This is a genomic window from Flavobacterium piscis (assembly GCF_031457575.1).
Taxonomy (GTDB): Bacteria; Bacteroidota; Bacteroidia; order Flavobacteriales; family Flavobacteriaceae; genus Flavobacterium; species Flavobacterium piscis_A.
Window position 1 is genome coordinate 308,890 of record NZ_JAVDWQ010000005.1, and the last position, 20,946, is coordinate 329,835.

12 protein-coding genes are annotated in these 20,946 nt (G+C 33.4%); 10 read left to right on the forward strand and 2 right to left on the reverse strand.

The annotated features are described in order from the left end of the window. Nucleotides 1-301 precede the first annotated feature (301 nt). The 3 genes from J2W48_RS09850 to J2W48_RS09860 all read left to right on the forward strand — a co-directional run bounded on the left by J2W48_RS09850 (nt 302) and on the right by J2W48_RS09860 (nt 6,139). Nucleotides 302-3,316 carry a tetratricopeptide repeat protein gene (locus J2W48_RS09850; protein WP_310280773.1) on the forward strand — a complete coding sequence of 1,005 codons (3,015 nt, stop codon included), beginning with the start codon at nt 302-304 and terminating at the stop codon, nt 3,314-3,316. A 103-nt stretch (nt 3,317-3,419) separates the two neighbouring features. Continuing rightward, entirely contained in the window at nt 3,420-4,283 is an 864-nt protein-coding gene (locus J2W48_RS09855) for a PhzF family phenazine biosynthesis protein (RefSeq protein WP_310280774.1), read from the forward strand. A 125-nt stretch (nt 4,284-4,408) separates the two neighbouring features. Further along, complete coding sequence (locus J2W48_RS09860; protein ID WP_310280775.1) at nt 4,409-6,139, forward strand: TonB-dependent receptor; 1,731 nt, start codon at nt 4,409-4,411, stop codon at nt 6,137-6,139. 66 nt (nt 6,140-6,205) lie between these two features. Here the strand turns inward: J2W48_RS09860 and J2W48_RS09865 are convergent, their stop codons facing one another. Further along, nucleotides 6,206-6,751 (reverse strand): DUF2911 domain-containing protein, encoded by a 546-nt coding sequence (locus J2W48_RS09865; RefSeq protein WP_310280777.1) that lies wholly within the window; start codon nt 6,749-6,751, stop codon nt 6,206-6,208. A gap of 189 nt (nt 6,752-6,940) precedes the next feature. Between J2W48_RS09865 and J2W48_RS09870 the strand changes: the two genes are divergently transcribed. The 7 genes from J2W48_RS09870 to secDF all read left to right on the forward strand — a co-directional run bounded on the left by J2W48_RS09870 (nt 6,941) and on the right by secDF (nt 19,304). Beyond that, complete coding sequence (locus J2W48_RS09870) at nt 6,941-7,390, forward strand: hypothetical protein (protein WP_310280779.1); 450 nt, start codon at nt 6,941-6,943, stop codon at nt 7,388-7,390. Between the two features lie 18 nt (nt 7,391-7,408). Next, a complete protein-coding gene (locus J2W48_RS09875; RefSeq protein WP_310280781.1) occupies nt 7,409-8,977 on the forward strand; it encodes a hypothetical protein in 1,569 nt (522 codons plus the stop codon). A 382-nt stretch (nt 8,978-9,359) separates the two neighbouring features. After that, nucleotides 9,360-11,036, forward strand: a complete 1,677-nt coding sequence (gene asnB, locus J2W48_RS09880) for an asparagine synthase B (protein ID WP_310280783.1) — start codon at nt 9,360-9,362, stop codon at nt 11,034-11,036. A gap of 225 nt (nt 11,037-11,261) precedes the next feature. Beyond that, nucleotides 11,262-12,878: an asparagine synthase B gene (gene asnB, locus J2W48_RS09885; RefSeq protein ID WP_310280784.1), complete on the forward strand. Its 1,617-nt coding sequence runs from the start codon at nt 11,262-11,264 to the stop codon at nt 12,876-12,878. Nucleotides 12,879-13,152: 274 nt separating this feature from the next. Then, on the forward strand, nt 13,153-15,093 hold the full coding sequence (gyrB, locus tag J2W48_RS09890) for a DNA topoisomerase (ATP-hydrolyzing) subunit B (protein ID WP_310280786.1): 1,941 nt from the start codon (nt 13,153-13,155) through the stop codon (nt 15,091-15,093). A gap of 77 nt (nt 15,094-15,170) precedes the next feature. Then, nucleotides 15,171-16,106 carry a malate dehydrogenase gene (locus J2W48_RS09895; protein WP_310280788.1) on the forward strand — a complete coding sequence of 312 codons (936 nt, stop codon included), beginning with the start codon at nt 15,171-15,173 and terminating at the stop codon, nt 16,104-16,106. A 225-nt stretch (nt 16,107-16,331) separates the two neighbouring features. Then, the gene (gene secDF, locus J2W48_RS09900) at nt 16,332-19,304 is read left to right on the forward strand and encodes a protein translocase subunit SecDF (protein WP_310280790.1); all 2,973 of its coding nucleotides are present in this window, start codon (nt 16,332-16,334) and stop codon (nt 19,302-19,304) included. Between the two features lie 670 nt (nt 19,305-19,974). On the opposite strand, the gene lgt is transcribed toward secDF, so the two are convergent. After that, nucleotides 19,975-20,907, reverse strand: coding sequence for a prolipoprotein diacylglyceryl transferase (gene lgt, locus J2W48_RS09905; protein ID WP_310280792.1), 933 nt, complete (start codon nt 20,905-20,907; stop codon nt 19,975-19,977). Between the last annotated feature and the right edge of the window lie 39 nt (nt 20,908-20,946).

Consider the following 20,946-nt stretch of genomic DNA (forward strand, 5'->3'; position numbering starts at 1 on the left):
GTCAGGCTGTCCGCTTTATCTTTTTCCGGCTAAAAAATCCGGAAAAAGGATACCGCTTCCATCCTTAATGCAGTCTCCGGTGACTATCATATTTTGTCTTTGTAAGAAATTAAAACTTCAATACTATACATATCCCAAACCATTTGAAATTTCTTTCTTTTAATAAAGTTTGAAAACCACTATTTTGAGGTTTTATAAGCTGTAAATTACAACTGTTAAAATATTTGTTCATAATAAATGCAGGAAACGTTTCGTTATAGACGGTATAAAATGATACATTTGAATACTAAATAAAATTAAAATGCGTAAACTTTTCTGGTTCTTTCTATTACAAGTTTTCCTTATATCGACCACGGTTTTGGCACAAAAATCAGCTATATATACTTACGATTTAAAGGATTTTGACAAGGCACTGGCTTTGTATAACGATAAGCAATATACATCTGCACAACGGATGTTCGAAAATGTAAGAAATCAGGCCACTACTGAAGAAGTACAATCTGATTGTGCCTATTATATTGCCAATTGTGCCATTAGGACCAATCAGCCAAACGCTGATGCATTGATGGAAAAATTTGTTAACGATTATCCCACAAGCACCAAACAAAATCAGGCTTACAAGGAAGTAGCACATTTTTTCTTTGAACAGGGCAATTATCCAAAAGCACTGCAATGGTTTGACAAAGTAGATGAAAGCTACATGAGCAAATCTGATTTAGACAAATTCAATTTCCAAAAAGGGTATAGTTATTTTAATGCAAAAAAGAAAAAAGAAGCCACAGCCTATTTTAATAAAGTGGTAAACTCTCCTGAATTTGGTTCTCAAGCCAAGTATTATCTCGGATTCATGGCTTATGAAGGGGATGATTATAAAGAAGCAACCAAGTATTTTGATGAAGTTTCCGGCGAAGAAAAATACAAAGAAAAGCTTTCGTACTATCAGGCTGATATGAATTTTAAGTTAGGAAATTTTCAAAAGGCAATCGATTTGGGACAGACAGCCATGCCAAAATCAAATGCTCTTGAGAAATCAGAACTCAATAAAATTATAGGAGAAAGTTATTTCAATTTAAAACAATATGACAAAGCCATTCCGTTTTTGGAACAATACGCAGGTAAAAAAGGAAAATGGAATAATACCGATTTCTATCAGTTAGGATATGCCTATTATGAGCGAAAAGAATACGAGAAAGCCATATCACAATTCAATAAAATAATTGAAGGAAAAGATTTCGTAGCGCAAAATGCTTATTATCATTTGGGTTTGAGTTATTTAAACACAGGTAAAAAACAGGAAGCTTTAAATGCCTTTAAAAATGCTTCAGAGATGAATTTTAATGTTCAGATTCAGGAAGATGCTGCTTTAAATTATGCTAAGCTGAGTTATGAAATTGGAAATGCCTACCAAACCGTTCCGGGTATTTTACTTGATTTCCTGAAAAAATATCCAAACAATTCAAGCAGGGCAGAAGTAGAAAAACTATTGGTTGATTCTTATATTTCTTCTAAAAATTACAAAGAAGCTTTGGTTTTGTTAGAGAAAAACAAAACCGCTGAAAATAAACCGGCCTACCAAAAAGTACTTTTTTACAGAGGATTAGAATTGTATACAGAATCCAATTACTCAGAAGCATTAAAAATGTTTAATGGAGCTATCAGGGAACAAAAAAATCCGGAATTTACAGCCCGTGCCACTTTCTGGAAAGCAGAGTCAGAATATGGTACCGATGACTTTCAGAATGCATTGTTAAGCTACAAACAATTTGCAGGTTTGTCTGGGGCGAAAACTACTGAAGAATATAAAAATATCAACTATAATATTGGTTATACTTATTTTAAACTGAAAGAATACGATCAGGCAGCAAACTCTTTTCAGGCACAAATTGATACTGCAAAAGAAGATAAAGTTCGTTTGAATGATTCGTATTTGCGTTTAGGAGATTGCCGATTTGTAACTTCAAAATATACCCAGGCGATGGAAGCCTATGGTAAAGCAATCAATGCAAAAGGAGTCGATGCTGATTATGCCCAGCTACAAAAAGCAATTTCGTACGGGTTTATGTCTAAAAATGATAAGAAAATTGATGAGCTGAACAATTTTCTTTTGATGTATAAAAAATCAGAATATCGTGACGATGTTTTATACGAGTTGGCCAACACTTATGTAACGGAGAAAAAGAATGATCAGGCGATTAAGACTTATGAACAGTTAATCTCAGAATATAAAAAAGGATCGTTTACTTCAAAATCAATTTTGAGACAGGGTTTAATTTATTATAACTCTGATCGTGATGAGCAGGCATTAGTGAAATTTAAAAAAGTAGCTGCTGAATTCCCAAGATCACCTGAAGCTTTGGAAGCTGTTTCTACTGCGAGATTGATTTATGTAGATTCTGGAAAAGTAGATGAATATGCAGCCTGGGTACGTACTTTAGATTTTGTTGCTGTTACAGATGCTGATTTGGATAATGATACTTACGAAGGGGCTTTTAAGCAATACAGCCAAAATAACAGCAAACAAGCGATTACCGGTTTTACAGGTTATGTGAGTAAATTTCCATCAGGAATGCATTCATTGGAAGCTAATTTTTATCTGGCACAATTGCTTTACGCTGAAGGTTCAGAAACAAAATCGGTATCCAATTACCAATATGTGATTGATCAGCCAAGAAATGAGTTTACAGAACAGTCGTTAACAAGATTGTCTCAGATTTTCCTAAAAACTAAAGATTGTGATAAATCGATTCCGGTTTTAGTCCGTTTAGAAAGTGAAGCCGATTTTCCTCAGAATAAAACCTTTTCTCAGGCTAACCTGATGAAATGTTATTATGATAAAAAAGATTATAACAACTCGGTAATTTATGCTGATAAAGTATTGCAGAATCCAAAAGCCGATGCAAATGTAAAAAGCGATGCGCAGATTATTGTGGCACGTGCAGCAATGCAAACAGGCGATGAAGACAAGGCAAAAGATGCCTATGCTAAATTATCAACAACATCAAAAGGAGAATTAGCAGCAGAAGCCTTGTATTATGATGCTTATTTTAAAACCAAAGAAGGTAAGTTTGATACTTCAAATATCGCAGTTCAAAAATTAGCCAAAAATTATTCAGGTTATAAATATTACGGAGCGAAGAGTTTGGTTTTAATGGCGAAAAACTTCTATGGATTAAAAGACAGTTATCAGGCAACCTATATTTTGGATAATGTAATCAATAATTTTACAGATTATCCAGATGTGGTAGAAGAAGCGAAAAGGGAATTAAATGCCATTAAACAGGAAGAATCTAAAACGAATTCATCGATTACGAAGTAAGAATAAAGAGAAAAGAGTATAGAATATAGAACAAAGAATATAGATTAAAGTATTAAGTCTGTTTTCTATATTCTTTTCTATTTGTTATAAAAAAAAGAAATAAATGAGTTTACCTTTTTATATCATTGATGTTTTTACAGAAAAAAAATATGCCGGAAATCAGTTGGCCGTTTTTTTAGATGCAGAAAATCTTGCCGCTGATGAAATGCAAAAGATTGCCCGTGAGATTAATTTCGCTGAAAGCACTTTTGTAACAAAACTAAATTTGGAAAATAATACTGCCGAAATTAAAATTTTTACGCCAGAAAGCGAAATGAAATTTGCAGGTCATCCAATTATAGGAACTTCCTGGGTATTGATGAATAAGGTTTTTAATAATGCACCAAAAAAGATAACATTAAATGTTCCAATTGGTGAAATTCCAATTCAGCAATCCGAGGGTTTGATTTGGTTAAAAGCCGCACAGCCGGAGTTTTGGGATGTTTTTTCTAAACAAGATTTTTTATTGTTCAGCAATTTAAAAAGCGAGGATTTTGAAGATCAGTTTCCAATTCAGGAAGTCACTACCGGAAGTGCTTTTATAATGGTTCCTCTAAAAAGTAAAAAAGCTTTAGAGAATTTAGTTTTAGATAAAGATAAAACAGATCAATGGCTAAAAAAGCATTGCAAGACAAATCACAGAGGGTTGTACTTTTATTGTTTAGAAGATTCAAAAATAATTAGCAGAATGTTATATATCGAACATAATCAATTAGTAGAAGATGCTGCAACAGGAAGTGCAAGTACATGTTTACAAGCTTTTCTTTTAAAATATTATACACCACAAATTGAACTAATTAATTATCAGGGAGATTATATGAATCGCCCGTCCCAAATTTATTTTAAAGGGGAATTAACCAAAAATCAATTTGATATTAAAATAGGCGGAAAAGCGCAATTTATAGCTAAAGGAGATTGGGAAGTTTAAAAAAGAAAGTAGAAAATAGATTTTAGAATATAAGATAAAGAACAAAGGGTCTGGATAAAAGAATCGGAATTTAGTATATGGCTATTTCTATATTCTTTTACTCTATACTCTCAAAAAAATAAAATATGAAAATTAATTTCCAGAATAAAACCATCATTTTGATTTTGCTGTTTGTTTTTCAGCTTTCCTTTTCACAAAAGAGAGATGAAACCATAGGTACTGAAACCGTAAATGTAGTTAAACCATATTCGCCTACAATTTCTGATGCTTATAAGGTAAAAGAAACCCCTTCACTTGACGATTCAGGAAATCAGGCAAAAGAAACTATAAAGTACAGTATTTTATCTGTTCCGGTAGCTTCAACTTTTACACCTTCAAAAGGCAAAGCTGAAGGCGTAGAAAAGTCTAAACAGGAACATCTGTTCAGTAATTATGCAACAGCAGGTGTTGGGAATTACGGCACTCTCAATGCCGAATTATTTGTAACTCATGATTTGGGAAATAATGATTTTGTATCGGGAATGTTTCGTCATCATTCATCGCAAGGCGGAATTAAAGATGTGCTTTTGAATGACGAATTTTATGATACAGCATTAAATATTGGTTACGGACAAAATAATCGCGATATGTCCTGGAATGTCGATCTGGGGTATCAAAACCAAATTTACAATTGGTACGGCTTACCAGCTGATTTTAACCCCCTTTTAATACCGGGAATAAGCTCTGGTCATTCATATAATGCTATTACTTTGGGTGGAAATATGGACTTTAATGAAGGTGTCTTTAGTAAAATAGCTACTAAATTCACCAATTTTTCAGATAACTTTTCATCTTCAGAAAATCGGTTTTACCTGAAACCTACTTTCAAGGTTGATGTGATGGAACAATCGATAAATACCAATATTATTGTAGATCATGTGAGTGGCACTTTTGAAAATAATTATTCGAAAGATAATACAGAGCCGTTAAAGTATAGTTTTACCAATTTCGGAATTGAGCCAAGTTTTGTAGTGAATGAAAACGACTGGACATTAGAATTGGGAGCTGGGATATTTTATAGTTTAGATTCTGAAAATAGCAGCAATAAATTGTTTTTTTATCCAAAAGTAAATGCTTCGTATAAGCTGGTAGGCGATTTAATGATTTTTTATACAGGGGTTAATGGAGGTCTGGAACAAAATTCATACGCAGATTTTGTTACCGAAAACCCGTTTTTGTCACCAACATTAGCAATAGCCCCAACTGATAATCAATATACTGTTTTTGCCGGTTTAAAAGGTAAACTGGCCAGTAATGTAAGTTATAATTTAACTGGTTCTTATTTGAATGAGAAAAATAAAGCCCTGTTTAAAAGTAACGACTATACAGAAAATGCAGCAAATGAAGACTATGCTTTCGGAAATTCTTTTAATGTAGTTTATCAGGATGTAAGGACGTTTCGTTTTTATGGGGAATTAAAAGCTGATTTCTCGGAAAATGTTTCTTTTGGGATTAACGGAACTTTTAACAGTTATAAAAATGATGGGAACTTAGAAGCCTGGAATTTGCCAACAATGAAATTAAGTTCGAACCTGGATGTAAATATAACTAAACAATGGTATGCCGGTTTAAATGTTTTTTATGTGGGAGAACGTAAGGATATGCAGTCAAATCTTGATGTAATAACGGATCCTGCTGTAGTTACCCTAAAAAGCTATTTTGACGCCAATGCACATATAGGATATAAATTCAGTGAGCGCTTGACTTTCTTCTTAAAATTAAATAACATAGGAAATCAGGCATATGAAAAATGGCTGAATTACCCGGTTCAGGGATTTCAGGGACTAGCAGGGGCGAATTACAAATTTGATTTTTAAGACTAAGTAAATTTTATAAAAAAACAGCTTCCAATTTGGAAGCTGTTTTTTTTGGATACAAAGCCCTTATTCTGTAAACGGCACGGCAACTCTTACTTTATCCCAGCCTATGTTTAGAATAACACCAGTGTCAGACTTCGTGAAAACCATTGAAAAAGCTTCAAGAGAATCAGCAGCTTCGGTAACTGGAACATTTAATCTCGCAACGTCATTTTCTTGTTTGTAAGTGTATGAACCCCAAACATTCAAATCTTTACTGATAATTATGGTATAAGTATCTTTTTCAGGAATAGTAAATAGGGTATAGGTTCCCGCTTTTATTTTGTTGGTTCCAAATTTTAAATCCTTGTAGAAAGTGATTTCTGCGGCTTCGTTTGCGCCAGTTCTCCATACTTTTCCGTTTGGCGCCAATTCGCTTACAGGGCGTCCTTTTAGTTGAGGTCTGCTGTATTGAATTTTTACAACTTTAGCCGAAACTTTATAATCGTTTGGGTAAGCTGCAACATCCATTGGACTCTTGTCTAAGTCCGGAAATTTTTGAGCATTAGCATTTGATGATAGCAACATCGTAATACCAAATGCAATTGTTGTAATGATTGTTGATTTTTTCATGATAATAGTTAAATTAATAAGTGTTAAAATTATAGATTGTTTGTTTAATAACAGAATATCGGATGTTAATTTTTTGAAACGAAATTTAATTTAGAGCTTAAAATAATAATTAGATTTGTATTTCTTATGAAGTTTTTTGCTAAAAACCTTTGCTTCTTTGTAACTTAGAACCTCAGTACCTAAAAAAATATGACTTTCAAACAAAAAATACATTCACATTATTTGCAAATGATTCAGGACCGCATAGATGTTTTCAGGGACATGATTTCGGCACTGACCGAAGATTCTAAAAATGATGCAAAAGGTTCAGCCGGCGATAAACACGAAACAGCTTTGTCGATGATGCATATCGAACAGGAAAAATTGACTAATAAACTAAAAGAAGCGATAACCCAAAAAGCGATTTTAGACAAAATCGATGCCTCAAAAACAACTGAAAATATCATTTCAGGAAGTTTGGTAAAGGCCAATGGAATTTACTTGTATTTAAGTGTTGCTCTTCCTAAGATTACTATCGACGGAATTAATGTGATTGCGCTTTCTCCACAATCCCCTTTGGGCTCTCATTTGATGGGAAATAAAGTTGGGTTTACTTTTGAAATAAATAATACTCATTATACAATTGAGAGTGTTGAATAATTAATTAAAAAAAAAATTATGAAAAAGCTTTTTGGGTTTATGTTTTTGATTTGTATGAATTTGAATGCTCAGGATAATGAATTTAAAGTTTATGATAATGGTTTGATTTACTCGGAAAACGCTGTGGTTAAACTCAAATATATAGTTGATTCACTAAATTTGAAGTTTAAGGTTTGCGAATTCAATAAAACATTTCTTTCTTGTGCTCAGGCAAAATCAAATTTTGTAAGATTAGAAAAAAAAGACATTTTAAAAGCTAAAAAGGATTTAGAAAATAATATTTCATATTCAGAATTTAAAGCGAAGTATCCTAAAGCAGCTTTTGAAGAGAATTTAGTGGTTTTAAAGTCTCATTATACGAATTATGAAAATGTGGAAAGTGTAGATTTCTCAAGTTTACGGTTAGGAAAAAGCGGAAGCGAAGAAATTACTTCCACTAAAAAAGATATTGATGCTTATAAAAATAATTTTAAGGGAAAATGGTTTTTTGAGTTTCATGAAAAAACTGAATATTCAAAAGAATCTTTAAGAGCTTTTTATTTTATTGAAGAATTTAAAACAAAACCAATTTCAGAAAAATATGCAAGATTGATTCAATATTCAGATTGTTTAGTTGATACCACAGCACAGATTTTTTATATGGATGCGAAAGATTCTGGTGTAAGGTATCAAGACACATTGCCTACTAAAGCAACGGAATTTCAAGAATACATCGATAAAGTTTTGAAAAGGCCAAGTTTTAGTGAAGAAAAATTTTCGCTTCTTTATAGTTTTGACCAAATAGATTTTGAAGATAATTCGAAGAAAAAAAAGAAAGAGGATGTTGTTAAGAGAGAGCTTATTGAAAAGGAATATGAAGCTTTTCATAAAAAATTAGAAAAATGGGAATTATTAAAATTGGTTCGATTAGATTCTTTAAGGAGAGCAGACACAAATTTTGATAGAATACTGAATGAGGCATTGGCAGAGTCTAAAATAACTAAATCTTCAGATGATGCATTTGAAGAATATGTCGGGCGTTATGTAAGTAAAGAAGCTGAACTTGAATTAAAAAGAAATAGACGAGTTATTGGCGGTTGTAGTATGGATAGTAGTCCAAGGATACATGCATTAAATATTGCAATGTTATCTGCTGAAACAATAAAATGGGAAATTTTTCTACGTTCTCATCTTAATATAATGAATGATCGTTTTGACAGGGTAAGTGATGGAAGTTATGCTCAAAAAGGAAGAAATACATATATAAAAGAGGTAGAGGTTTTAGATATAAATGTTCTGGATTTGATACTGGGGATTTCTTTAAGAATAGAAAATCCATCTAAAAATCATTATTATTCAAGTATAAATAGAGTAGGACGTGCACTTGCTGAAAGCTCAAATGCTACATTAGCCGAAATGATTATTCTGGATATGATTGCTGATAATGATTTAGATGATTATAACAGGGTATTAATGTATTATTTGTTTGATAATTATAATTATAGTTTGACTGATGAAAATATAAAAATGCTCAATAAAACAAAATTACAACTAGCGGTTTCGAAGATGCCTGATTATATTTCATCTCGAATAGTTATTGGAAAATAATTTTTTTCTGCCACATAAGTGATATATGTTCAAATAAAGATGTTATAAAGCAAATGCTAAAATGAACTTATATGGTTTGATTATTTTTTATATTTCTATAAAAACACAATCTTCCAGCTTTTTTTGTTCTTTAGTAAATCCTTATCGTTTTTTAAATAATGCAGAGTCTGCTTTAACGTTTTGCCGTAATCCTACGTTTTAAAGTCAAATTAAAATTTTCAAGTTCATCCCTTTTTTTTACGTTAAAATTTTACATTTTATATGTAAAATTTGATTTATGGTTTAAAATTTAAACTGAATTGAAGATTTATGTTTTTCAATTGTAACTAATAACCCATCTTTGCCCTGTAAAAATAAAATTTAAAAATAAAAATATATAATTATGTGTGGAATCGTCTGTGCCTTTGATCTAAAACAAAAAGTAGAAACTTTAAGACCTCAAGTGTTAGAAATGTCTAAAATCATTCGTCACCGTGGACCAGACTGGAGCGGAATTTACAGCAATGATAAAGCAATTCTGTCCCATGAGCGTTTAGCGATCGTTGATCCGGCTTCAGGAAAACAACCTTTGTTTACTGAAGATAAAAAATTGGTTTTGGCTGCAAATGGCGAAATTTACAACCACAGAGAATTGCGTAAACAATTTGAAGGAAAATATAATTTTCAGACTGAAAGTGACTGCGAAGTTATTTTAGCGCTGTACAAGGAAAAAGGACCTCATTTTGTTGATGAAATGAACGGAATCTTTGGATTTGCAATTTATGATGTTGAGAAAGACGAGTATTTTATAGCTCGTGACCACATGGGGATTATTCCATTATATATTGGTTGGGATCAGGACGGAACTTTCTACGTGGCTTCAGAATTGAAAGCTTTAGAAGGATATTGTACAAAAATCCAATTGTTTCCTCCGGGACATTATATGACTAGTAAAGATGGTGAGTTTGTACAATGGTACAAAAGAGACTGGACAGAATATGATGCTGTAAAAGATAATGAAACAAGTATTCCTGCTATTAAAGAAGCTCTTGAAGCAGCGGTTCACAGGCAATTAATGAGTGATGTTCCTTACGGAGTTTTGCTTTCGGGAGGTTTAGATTCTTCAATTACTTCGGCAGTAGCCAAAAAATACGCGCAAAAACGTATTGAATCAGATGATACTACAGATGCCTGGTACCCACAATTGCACTCGTTTTCTGTTGGATTAGAGGGTTCACCTGATTTAGCAGCGGCAAGAGTTGTGGCAGATCATATCGGAACCATTCACCACGAAATTAAATTTACTATTCAGGAGGGTCTGGATGCTGTTCGTGACGTGATTTATAACCTTGAAACTTACGATGTAACTACCGTAAGGGCTTCGACCCCAATGTGGTTAATGGCCAGAGTTATAAAATCAATGGGAATCAAAATGGTATTGTCAGGTGAGGGCGCAGATGAGTTATTTGGAGGATATTTATACTTTCATAAAGCGCCAAATGCAAGAGAATTTCACGAAGAAAATGTTCGTAAATTAGGTAAATTACATATGTATGATTGCTTACGTGCCAACAAAAGTTTAGCGGCATGGGGAATTGAAGGACGTGTTCCGTTTTTAGACAAAGAATTTATGGACGTGGCGATGAGAATCAACCCACAAGATAAAATGATCAATAAAGAACACCCAATGGAAAAATGGGTAGTTCGTAAAGCTTTTGAAGATATGTTACCGCCAAGCGTAGCCTGGAGACAAAAAGAGCAATTTAGTGATGGTGTCGGGTATAGCTGGATTGATACTTTGAAAGAGGTTGTGGCTAAAGAAGTTTCTGATGAGCAATTGGCAAATGCGAAATATAAATTTCCATTACAGACGCCAACTTCTAAAGAAGAATATTACTATCGTTCTATTTTTACAGAACATTTTCCTAGTGATGCTGCTGCATTATGTGTGCCACAGGAAGCAAGTGTGGCTTGTAGTACAAAAATCGCTTTGGAGTGGGACGAAGCTTTCAAAAACATGAACGATCCGTCAGGAAGAGCTGTTGCCAGTGTACATGATGATGCTTATCAAAAAGTATAAAAAGTTTAATTTTTTTAGAACTTATACCCAGGAAAACGTTCTCATTTGAGAACGTTTTCCTGGTTTATAAATTGTTTAATTTATTTTATTTTGTGAGTTTAATCGTTTGTTGGTTAAATGTTTATTGAAATTTTTTATATTTGGCTTTCGCCACATGAAATAGGTTTTTTAGAGAATAAAGGGGGAATTAATTAAGAATAAAATATATAATAAAAATAGAATGGTATGTCTGGAATATTAGCTGTCATAGGTAAAGGAAAAGACCCTCAACTCGTAAAAGAGCTTTCTAAAAGAATGTCACATCGGGGACCTGATGAAAGGGATTTGCATATTATGGAAAATGGAAGTATAATTAGCCACGAAAGTTTATCAATTATTGATTTGAATTCAGGGAAACAACCTATACAGGGATCTAAAAATGCCTGGATGATTCATGATGGGGAAATTTACAATTATCAGAAATTAAAAGATGGTGTTTTGAAGAATCATATATTCAGGACAAAATCTGATTCCGAAGTTATTGTGCATTTGTATGAAGAATTTGGATATGATTTCTGTAATATGCTTGACGGTGACTGGACATTTGTGGTTATGGATGGCGATGAATATATTGCAGGCAGGGATCCAATTGGAGTGAAGCCTTTTTATTATGGATTAGATGAAAGAGGAAGAATTTACTTTTCTTCAGAAATGAAATCAATTGCTGATCAATGTAAGTCATTTTCGACTTTCCCTCCAGGGCATTATTATACCGCAAAAACAGGTTTTGTAAAGTATTACGAACCAGAATATGAAGATGGAAAAAATGCAAATCTGGTACTGGATTTAGATTTAATTCGAAATACATTAATTGAGGCGACCAACAAGCGCCTCATGAGTGAAGTGCCAGTGGGGGTATTGCTTTCAGGCGGGTTGGATTCCTCTCTTACTTCTGCAATTGCCTCTCGGTTACTAAAAGAAAATGGACAGAAACTTTGTTCTTTTTCTATCGGATTAGATGCTGATTCACCAGATAATATTGCGGCAAGAAAAGCAGCTGAATTTTTAGGTACGGAGCACCATGAAATCCATTTTACGGTAGAACAAGGTGTGGAAGTCTTAGAGAAAATAATTTATCATATTGAAACTTATGATATAATTTCAGTAAGATCTGGCGTACCGATGTATTTATTGTCAAAAGCAATCGCAGATACGGGAGTAAAGGTAATTTTATCCGGAGAAGGCGCTGATGAGGTTTTTGGAGGACATTTATATTTTAGAAATGCCCCGTCAATAGAAGCATTTCAGGAAGAAACAATAGAAAGGGTGCAAAAAATATTTACTGCAGATTTATTGCGTGCAGACAAAACAACTATGGCAAATGGAGTAGAAGCAAGATTTCCTTTTTTAGATAAGGAATTCCTAGATGTGTCTATCCGGACAAAAACAATCGAAAAACAGCCCAAAACCTATGATGATGTTGAGAAATATATTTTGAGAAAAGCATTTGATACAGCTGAAAATCCTTATCTGCCAGCGGATATCTTATGGAGGCAAAAAGAGCAATTTTCAGATGGAGTAGGTTACAATTGGGTTGATGAATTAATTGAATTCTGTTCTTCTCAGGTTTCTGATGAACAATTGGCAGGTGCTGCTACCGAATTTCCTTATAATACGCCAACAACCAAAGAAGCTTATTTGTATCGTTCCATCTTTCATAAATTTTATCCCCAAACAAGCGCTGCACAAACAGTTCGAAAATGGATTCCGAAATGGCAGGATAATCTTGACCCAAGTGGAAGGGCAAATGCAGCTCATGTTAAAGCTGATACTGAAATTGCAAAATCAGGAGTAACAGTTTAGATATCAGTTTGTAATTTTAAATGATCAAATTTGACTTTATAATTATAAATCCGAAACAGCATTGTAATGTTTGTTTCGGATTTTTTTGTTGCTTTATGCTTTGAAGTAAAAATTTGGTTTTGTAAATTGATATTGGTATTTCTTTTTTTATTGACTTTTTTTGATAATATGTTAATAACTTAGGCGCTTTAAATCGTAATTTAATGGATATATAAATTGCGTTTTTATATATTTGCGTGTTAGACAATAATTACATTTTTTTAGAATAAATTATATGAGCGAAGAAATCAAGAAGAACAATTATTCAGCAGATAGTATTCAGGCATTAGAAGGAATGGAGCATGTAAGAATGCGTCCATCGATGTATATAGGGGATGTGGGAGTTCGAGGTCTGCATCATTTGGTTTATGAAGTTGTTGATAACTCTATTGATGAGGCAATGGGAGGACATTGTGATACGATTGGTGTTGCAATTAATGAGGACGGATCGATAACAGTTGAAGATAACGGTCGGGGTATTCCGGTTGATTTACACAAAAAAGAAGGCGTTTCTGCACTTGAGGTAGTAATGACTAAAATTGGCGCCGGTGGTAAATTTGATAAAGATTCATATAAAGTTTCCGGAGGTTTGCACGGAGTTGGGGTTTCGGTTGTAAATGCGCTGTCAGTACACATGAGGTCCACTGTCTTTAGAGACGGTAAAATATACGAACAGGAATATGAAAGAGGTAAATCTTTATATCCTGTTAAACAAATTGGAGAGACTGATAAAAGAGGGACGCGTCAGACTTTTTATCCGGATAATACTATTTTCACTCAGACAACGGAGTTCTCTTATGATACTTTATCAGCTCGTATGCGTGAACTTTCTTATTTGAATAAAGGAATCACAATTACTTTTACAGATAAAAGAGAAGTTGATAAAGATGGTAATTTTGTTCAGGAAATCTTTCATTCTGATGAAGGGCTAAAAGAATATATTCGTTACTTAGATGGAAATCGTGAGCCAATTATTGCACACGTAATTTCTATGGATCATGAAAAAGGGGAAATTCCGGTAGAGGTTGCCTTAATCTACAATACCAGTTATACTGAGAATATTTTTTCTTATGTAAATAATATTAATACTCACGAAGGAGGAACACATTTACAAGGATTTAGAACTGGTTTAACCAGATCCCTGAAAAAATATGCTGATGCTTCAGGAATGTTGGATAAATTAAAGTTTGATATTTCCGGAGATGATTTTCGTGAAGGATTAACCGCTATTATTTCAGTAAAAGTAGCAGAACCTCAGTTTGAAGGTCAGACAAAAACAAAACTTGGAAACAGAGAAGTCGTTTCACCGGTTAGCCAGGCGGTGAGTGAAATGATTGAAAACTATCTTGAAGAAAACCCAAATGATGCCCGTATTATAGTTCAAAAAGTAATTTTGGCTGCTCAGGCACGTCACGCTGCTAAAAAAGCACGTGAAATGGTACAGCGTAAAACCGTAATGGGTGGCGGTGGATTGCCAGGTAAATTATCTGACTGCTCAGAACAGGATCCTGCACGTTGCGAAGTTTATCTTGTCGAGGGAGATTCGGCTGGAGGAACAGCAAAACAAGGCCGTGACCGGGCATTTCAGGCTATTTTGCCATTACGTGGTAAAATTTTGAATGTAGAAAAAGCAATGCATCATAAAGTTTTCGAAAATGAAGAGATTCGTAATATTTTTACGGCACTTGGGGTTACTATTGGAACTGAGGAAGATAGTAAAGCATTAAACCTGTCTAAATTGCGCTATCATAAAGTAATTATTATGTGTGATGCCGATGTCGACGGTAGTCATATCTCTACTTTAATACTTACATTTTTCTTCCGTTTTATGAAAGAACTAATAGAAGAAGGACATGTTTATATTGCAGCGCCACCTTTATATTTAGTTAAAAAAGGAAATAAGAAAGAATATGCATGGAATGATGTACAGCGTGATCAGGCCAATGAAAGAATGGGTGGAAGTGCAGCTATTCAACGTTATAAAGGTCTTGGAGAGATGAATGCGGAACAATTATGGGAAACTACAATGGACCCAAATTTCAGAACTTTGCGTCAGGTTAATATTGATAGTTTAGCTGAAGCTGATAGGGTTTTCTCAATGTTAATGGGTGATGAAGTACCGCCACGTAGAGAGTTTATCGAGAAAAACGCTGTTTACGCAAATATTGATGCATAAGAAAATTTATTCAATTAAATAGTTTGACTATTCATCAAAAATTAGAAAATTAACTAATAACCAATAAAGGATAAAATATGAAAGTTACCATTGTAGGAGCAGGAAATGTTGGAGCCACTTGTGCTGATGTTATTTCGTATAGAGGAATTGCAAGCGAAGTTGTATTGTTGGATATTAAAGAAGGTTTTGCCGAAGGGAAAGCGTTGGATATTATGCAATGTGCAACTAATACAGGATTTAATACCAAAGTATCTGGTGTAACCAATGATTATTCTAAAACTGCCGGAAGCGATGTAGTTGTTATTACATCAGGAATTCCAAGAAAACCGGGAATGACTCGTGAAGAGTTAATCGGTATTAATGCAGGTATTGTAAAAACAGTAGCTGAAAATGTTTTAAAGCATTCGCCAGATACAATTATCGTTGTTGTGTCTAATCCAATGGATACAATGACATATTTAGCTTTAAAGTCTACCGGGGTACCAAAAAACAGAATTATTGGTATGGGCGGTGCTTTAGATAGTTCACGCTTTAGAACGTATCTCTCATTGGCTTTAGATAAACCGGCAAACGATATTTCAGCAATGGTAATTGGCGGTCATGGTGATACAACTATGATCCCTTTAACTCGTTTGGCTTCATATAACGGAATTCCGGTTACTGAATTTCTATCAGAGGAAGTTTTACAAAAAGTGGCTGCAGATACAATGGTTGGAGGAGCAACTCTTACAGGTCTTTTAGGAACATCAGCGTGGTATGCGCCGGGAGCTTCCGTTGCCTATTTGGTTGATAGCATCTTAAATAATCAAAAGAAGATGATTGCATGTTCTGTTTTTGTAGAAGGAGAATACGGACAAAGTGATATATGTATTGGAGTACCCTGCATTATTGGAAAAAACGGAATAGAAGAAATTGTGGATATTCAGTTAAATGATCAGGAAAAAGCTTTATTCGCTAAAAGTGCAGATGCAGTTAGAAGTATGAATGATGCCTTAAAATCGATTTTAGTATAAGATTTACGTTAAAATTAGAAAGGACTGCACTTTTTGCAGTCTTTTTTTTGAGATTAATTAATAAATAAATTGGTTAATCTTTTCGAGAATTATATATTTGCTCGGTTTAAAAATAATGTAGTAATTCGTGATCTGGTTTTTTAGTTTTTAAAAATCGTGTCAGGGCTTATTTTATGGGACTTTAAAACAAAACAAACAATAAAACATAATTAATTTTTAGTAATAATGCAGAATAAAGGACTTATTAAATTTTTCGCAATTCTATTTGCATTGGTAAGTATTTACCAACTTTCGTTCACTTTTGTCGCAAACAATGTCAAAAGTGATGCAAAAGCTTTCGCAGGGGACAACTCTGAAAAAGAAATAAAATATTTGGATTCTATAGGTAAAGAAAGTGTTTTGAATCTTGGATTTACAAATTTTACTTTTAATGAAGTAAAAAATAAGCAAATCAATAAAGGTCTTGACTTAGAAGGAGGAATCAATGTAATTCTTCAAATTTCTATTAAGGATGTTTTAAAAGGATTATCAAATAATTCTAAAAATCCGGTTTTCAATAAGTCTTTAGCGGATGCAACTGCAAATTTAGAAGGAAACAAAACCTATTTAAATAAGTTTTTTGAAGCTTTTGAGGCAAATTCAAAAGGAACTGTAAAATTAGCATCTCCTGATATTTTTGCAAACAGAAGCTTACAGGGTGAAGGTGGAATTGATTTTCAAATGACCGATGCTCAGGCACAAAAAGTAATCAAAAGAAAAGTTGATGAGTCTGTAGAAAGTGCTTATAAAGTAATAAGAGAACGAATTGATAAATTTGGTGTAACACAGCCAAATATTCAAAAATTAGGAGAAACCGGAAGAATCTTAGTAGAACTTCCAGGTGCTAAAGATGTTGACAGGATAAAAAAATTATTAGGTGGTAAGGCTCAATTAGAGTTTTGGGAAACGTATAAAGTTGAAGAAATTGGAAACTTTTTAGTTGCGGCAAACGAAGCTTTAAAGAAGACTGAAATTAAAAAGACTGAAACTAAAACAGTTGCTAAAGATTCATTAAATGCTTTATTGACAGATACAAAAGATTCTGTTGATACAAAAACAGGGAATAACCCTCTATTTGACAAAATGCTTAGTCAGGGTGGTGGTCCGGTTTTAGGATATTTTGCACCAAAAGATACTGCTGTTATTAATGGGTACTTAAAAAGGGCAGATATAAAGATTTTATTGGCTGCTGACCAACATTATGCAAAATTTGTTTGGAGTAAACCAACTACAATAAAAGATGCAAAACAAAAAGATATTGAAGCAGTTGAATTATATGCTTTAAAAGGAAACAGGGATAATACTGCTGCAATGAGCGGTGGTGTCGTAACTGATGCCAAAGATACATTTGACCAATTAGGAAAACCAGCTGTTTCTATGCAAATGAGCAGTCAGGGAGCTAAGATTTGGGAAGAACTGACAGGTAGGGCTTTTTCTCAAAAAAGTTATATTGCTATTGTTCTTGACAATGTCGTTTATTCTGCACCGGGAGTAACAAGTGGACCAATTGCAGGCGGGAGATCTGAAATTACAGGAGCTTTTGATGTATCAGAAACTAAAGATTTAGCTAACGTTTTAAATGCGGGTAAATTACCAGCTTCTGCAGATATTGTACAATCAACTGTAGTAGGGCCATCTTTGGGGCAGGCTGCAATTGATGCAGGAACAATTTCAGCTGTTTTAGGATTTTTATTAGTTTGCCTTTGGATGGTATTTTATTATGGTAAAGCAGGTTGGTATGCTAATCTTGCCTTATTATTAAATTTACTTTTCTTATTTGGTATTATGGCAAGTTTTGGTTTTGTATTAACATTGCCAGGTATTGCAGGTATCGTATTAACATTAGGTACTGCGGTAGATGCGAATATTATTATATTTGAAAGAGCAAAAGAAGAATTGCGGGATGGTAAGTCATTATCAGAAGCAGTTGTAGAATCTTACGGATGGCATGGTGCCATGCGTTCAATTATTGATGCAAACGTAACGCATATTTTAACTGGTGCCATCTTATTTATATTTGGAACAGGACCAATTAAAGGATTTGCTTTAACATTACTTATAGGTATAGCAACTTCATTATTTACATCAATATTTATAGCAAGAATTTTTATAGATAGAAATATTGCCGGAAAAGGGGATTTGACTTTCTCTACAAATATCACTAAAAATTGGTTTACTAATTTCCATTATGACTTTATTAAAGTTAGGAAATTTACTTACATTTTCTCTTCAATCATTGTCGTTGTTAGTTTAGTATCTATCTTTTTTGTAAATGGGCTAGATGAAGGTGTTGATTTTGTTGGGGGAAGGACATTCCAGGTAAAATTTGATAAACCTGTTGATGCTACTAAAGTTTCAAATGAATTATCTGTTGCTTTTGGTACACCTGTAGAAGCAAAAGTTTTAGGTGATGATAATCAATTAAAAATCACTACTAAATATAAGATTAAAGAAAATGGTGTTGCAGTTGATGAAGAAGTAAATGAAAAATTATATAATGCATTGGCAAAATATTACCCAAATACGTCGTATGATAAATTTATCAATTCTTACAACGGAAAACAGATAGGAGTATTGCAGGCATCTAAAGTTGGGGCTTCAATTTCTGAAGATATTAAAACAAATTCTTATTGGGCTGTTTTTGGAGCTATGGGTGTTATTTTCTTATACTTAATGATCTCTTTCCGTAAATGGCAATATTCATTAGGTGCGATTGCGGCTGTTGCGCATGATGTAATCTTTGTATTAGGAATTTACTCTTTATGTTATAAATTCATGCCTTTCCACATGGAAATGGACCAGCACTTTATAGCTGCAATTCTTACTGTTATTGGTTATTCCATGAATGATACTGTAATTGTATTTGATAGAATTAGAGAGTTTATTTTAGGAAACCGTAAAGGAAGTTTTGAAGATATTATGAATGCTTCTATTAATACAACTTTATCAAGAACTTTAAATACTTCTTTAATGATGATCATTGTATTATTAACAATGTTTATTTTTGGCGGAGAATCAATCAGAGGATTTATCTTTGCGATGTTGATTGGTATTATTGTTGGTACTTACTCTTCATTGTTTATTGCAACTCCTGTTTTGGTGGATTCTTTTTCAAAAGAAGATAAAGATTCAATAGAACAAAAGCATAAAAACGCATAGATTTTACCTTATATTTTTATTAAAAAGATTCAACGCAAGTTGAATCTTTTTTTTTGTACGCTACCATAGTAGTGTAAGTCCGGAACGAGCCGGCCTACGGGAGCTAGCAGGCGGGAAAATTGTGAGGGAATAAAGAGAAACATAATATCAAGGTTTACGCTGTGAGGATTAGAGGCCAACGGACCAAAAAGCCGGTTGGACGTAAAAAGAGATAGTAAATTATGTCAGTTACAGGGAAGAGATATGAGTTTGTCTTAGGAGATCTGTATTGAGAATGGGGAGGTCAAGTCGAGCGAACTGGGAAGGCAAAGACTCTATACTGTAGTCAGCCAAAACCATGGTAGTGAAAAAGTTTCTGTAATGCAAACGGAGCGAAAGGCAGAATCCTTAGAGCTATGAAGTTTTTTAGAATAGTAAAAGCCTATGATTATGATAAAGGGTACACGATCGAAGAATCAAATGAAGCCTGTCGGACAGGAAGAATATATTTATAGAGATAGTTAAATTTTTTATATTGTTCCGGTACAATACGTTTCAAATGGAGGGGTGCCAGTAAAAGTCGGATTATAATACTAAGAATATTGAATTCGGAATTTTATATTCGTTATAAGAAATGCCCAGTAGTTTAAAAAACATACTGGGCATTATTTTATTCTTTTTTAATATGGTTTTAAGAAGTTGCTAATGGATTTCTTTGCGCTCTAATGATAAAGAAAAGACCAATAATGATAAAAGGAATACTTAACCATTGTCCTGTTGAAAACAAACCTAATTCGCTTTCGAAACCGCCCTGGCTTTCCTTTACAAACTCTACAATAAAACGGACTAAAAATAAAAGAACCAAAAATAATCCGAATAAGTATCCAGATTTAAGTCTGGCATTTGTTTTCCAATACAGGAAAAACAAAATTGCAAATACAAATATGTAGCAAAATGCTTCATACAATTGTGTTGGATGCTTTGCCGGAACCTGAGCTAATAAATCAGCAAATTTAGGATCGGTTGCAATTGCTGTATAAGCGTCTTTTGGCTCAGCTATCAGGGTTTTGTTTACAGCTTCTGACTTACTGAATTGATCATGAAGAAAACGTATTCCAAATTGTGAAGTCGTTTCATGTCCAATAATTTCTGAATTCATAAAATTACCCAATCTAACAAAAATAGCACCACTGGCAACAGGGATTACTACCCTGTCCAAAATCCATAATAAAGGGCGTTTTAAGATTTTTTTACTGTAATAGAACATGGCAATAATAATAGCAATTGCAGCTCCATGACTGGCCAATCCTTGAAAGCCCGTAAATTCAAAATTTGGAGAAAATCTGAATGGTAAAAATATTTCCAATAAGTGATTTCTAAAATATTCCCAATCATAAAATAAAACATGCCCTAAACGAGCACCAATTAAAGTTGCTAAAACAGTCCAGACAAATAATGAATCTAATTTATCAATTGATTCATTTTCGCGTTCGAAAATTTTCTTCATTATAAACCAGCCTAGTCCAAAAGCAATTACAAACATCAAACTATAATAGCGAATCATAAAAAATCCTAAATCGATTCCTTCTGAAGGATTCCAAATGATATTTAAGGCGTGTGTCATATTATTAAGTTTTTTGTAAAAATAAATATTAAAAACAGA

Excerpts from the sequence above, each read along its gene's own strand:
- J2W48_RS09850 (WP_310280773.1), top strand. The coding sequence starts at position 302 with ATGCGTAAACTTTTCTGGTTCTTTCTATTACAAGTTTTCCTTATATCG.
- J2W48_RS09855 (WP_310280774.1), top strand. The coding sequence starts at position 3,420 with ATGAGTTTACCTTTTTATATCATTGATGTTTTTACAGAAAAAAAATAT.
- J2W48_RS09860 (WP_310280775.1), top strand. The coding sequence starts at position 4,409 with ATGAAAATTAATTTCCAGAATAAAACCATCATTTTGATTTTGCTGTTT.
- J2W48_RS09865 (WP_310280777.1), bottom strand. The coding sequence starts at position 6,751 with ATGAAAAAATCAACAATCATTACAACAATTGCATTTGGTATTACGATG.
- J2W48_RS09870 (WP_310280779.1), top strand. The coding sequence starts at position 6,941 with ATGACTTTCAAACAAAAAATACATTCACATTATTTGCAAATGATTCAG.
- J2W48_RS09875 (WP_310280781.1), top strand. The coding sequence starts at position 7,409 with ATGAAAAAGCTTTTTGGGTTTATGTTTTTGATTTGTATGAATTTGAAT.
- asnB (WP_310280783.1), top strand. The coding sequence starts at position 9,360 with ATGTGTGGAATCGTCTGTGCCTTTGATCTAAAACAAAAAGTAGAAACT.
- asnB (WP_310280784.1), top strand. The coding sequence starts at position 11,262 with ATGTCTGGAATATTAGCTGTCATAGGTAAAGGAAAAGACCCTCAACTC.
- gyrB (WP_310280786.1), top strand. The coding sequence starts at position 13,153 with ATGAGCGAAGAAATCAAGAAGAACAATTATTCAGCAGATAGTATTCAG.
- J2W48_RS09895 (WP_310280788.1), top strand. The coding sequence starts at position 15,171 with ATGAAAGTTACCATTGTAGGAGCAGGAAATGTTGGAGCCACTTGTGCT.
- secDF (WP_310280790.1), top strand. The coding sequence starts at position 16,332 with ATGCAGAATAAAGGACTTATTAAATTTTTCGCAATTCTATTTGCATTG.
- lgt (WP_310280792.1), bottom strand. The coding sequence starts at position 20,907 with ATGACACACGCCTTAAATATCATTTGGAATCCTTCAGAAGGAATCGAT.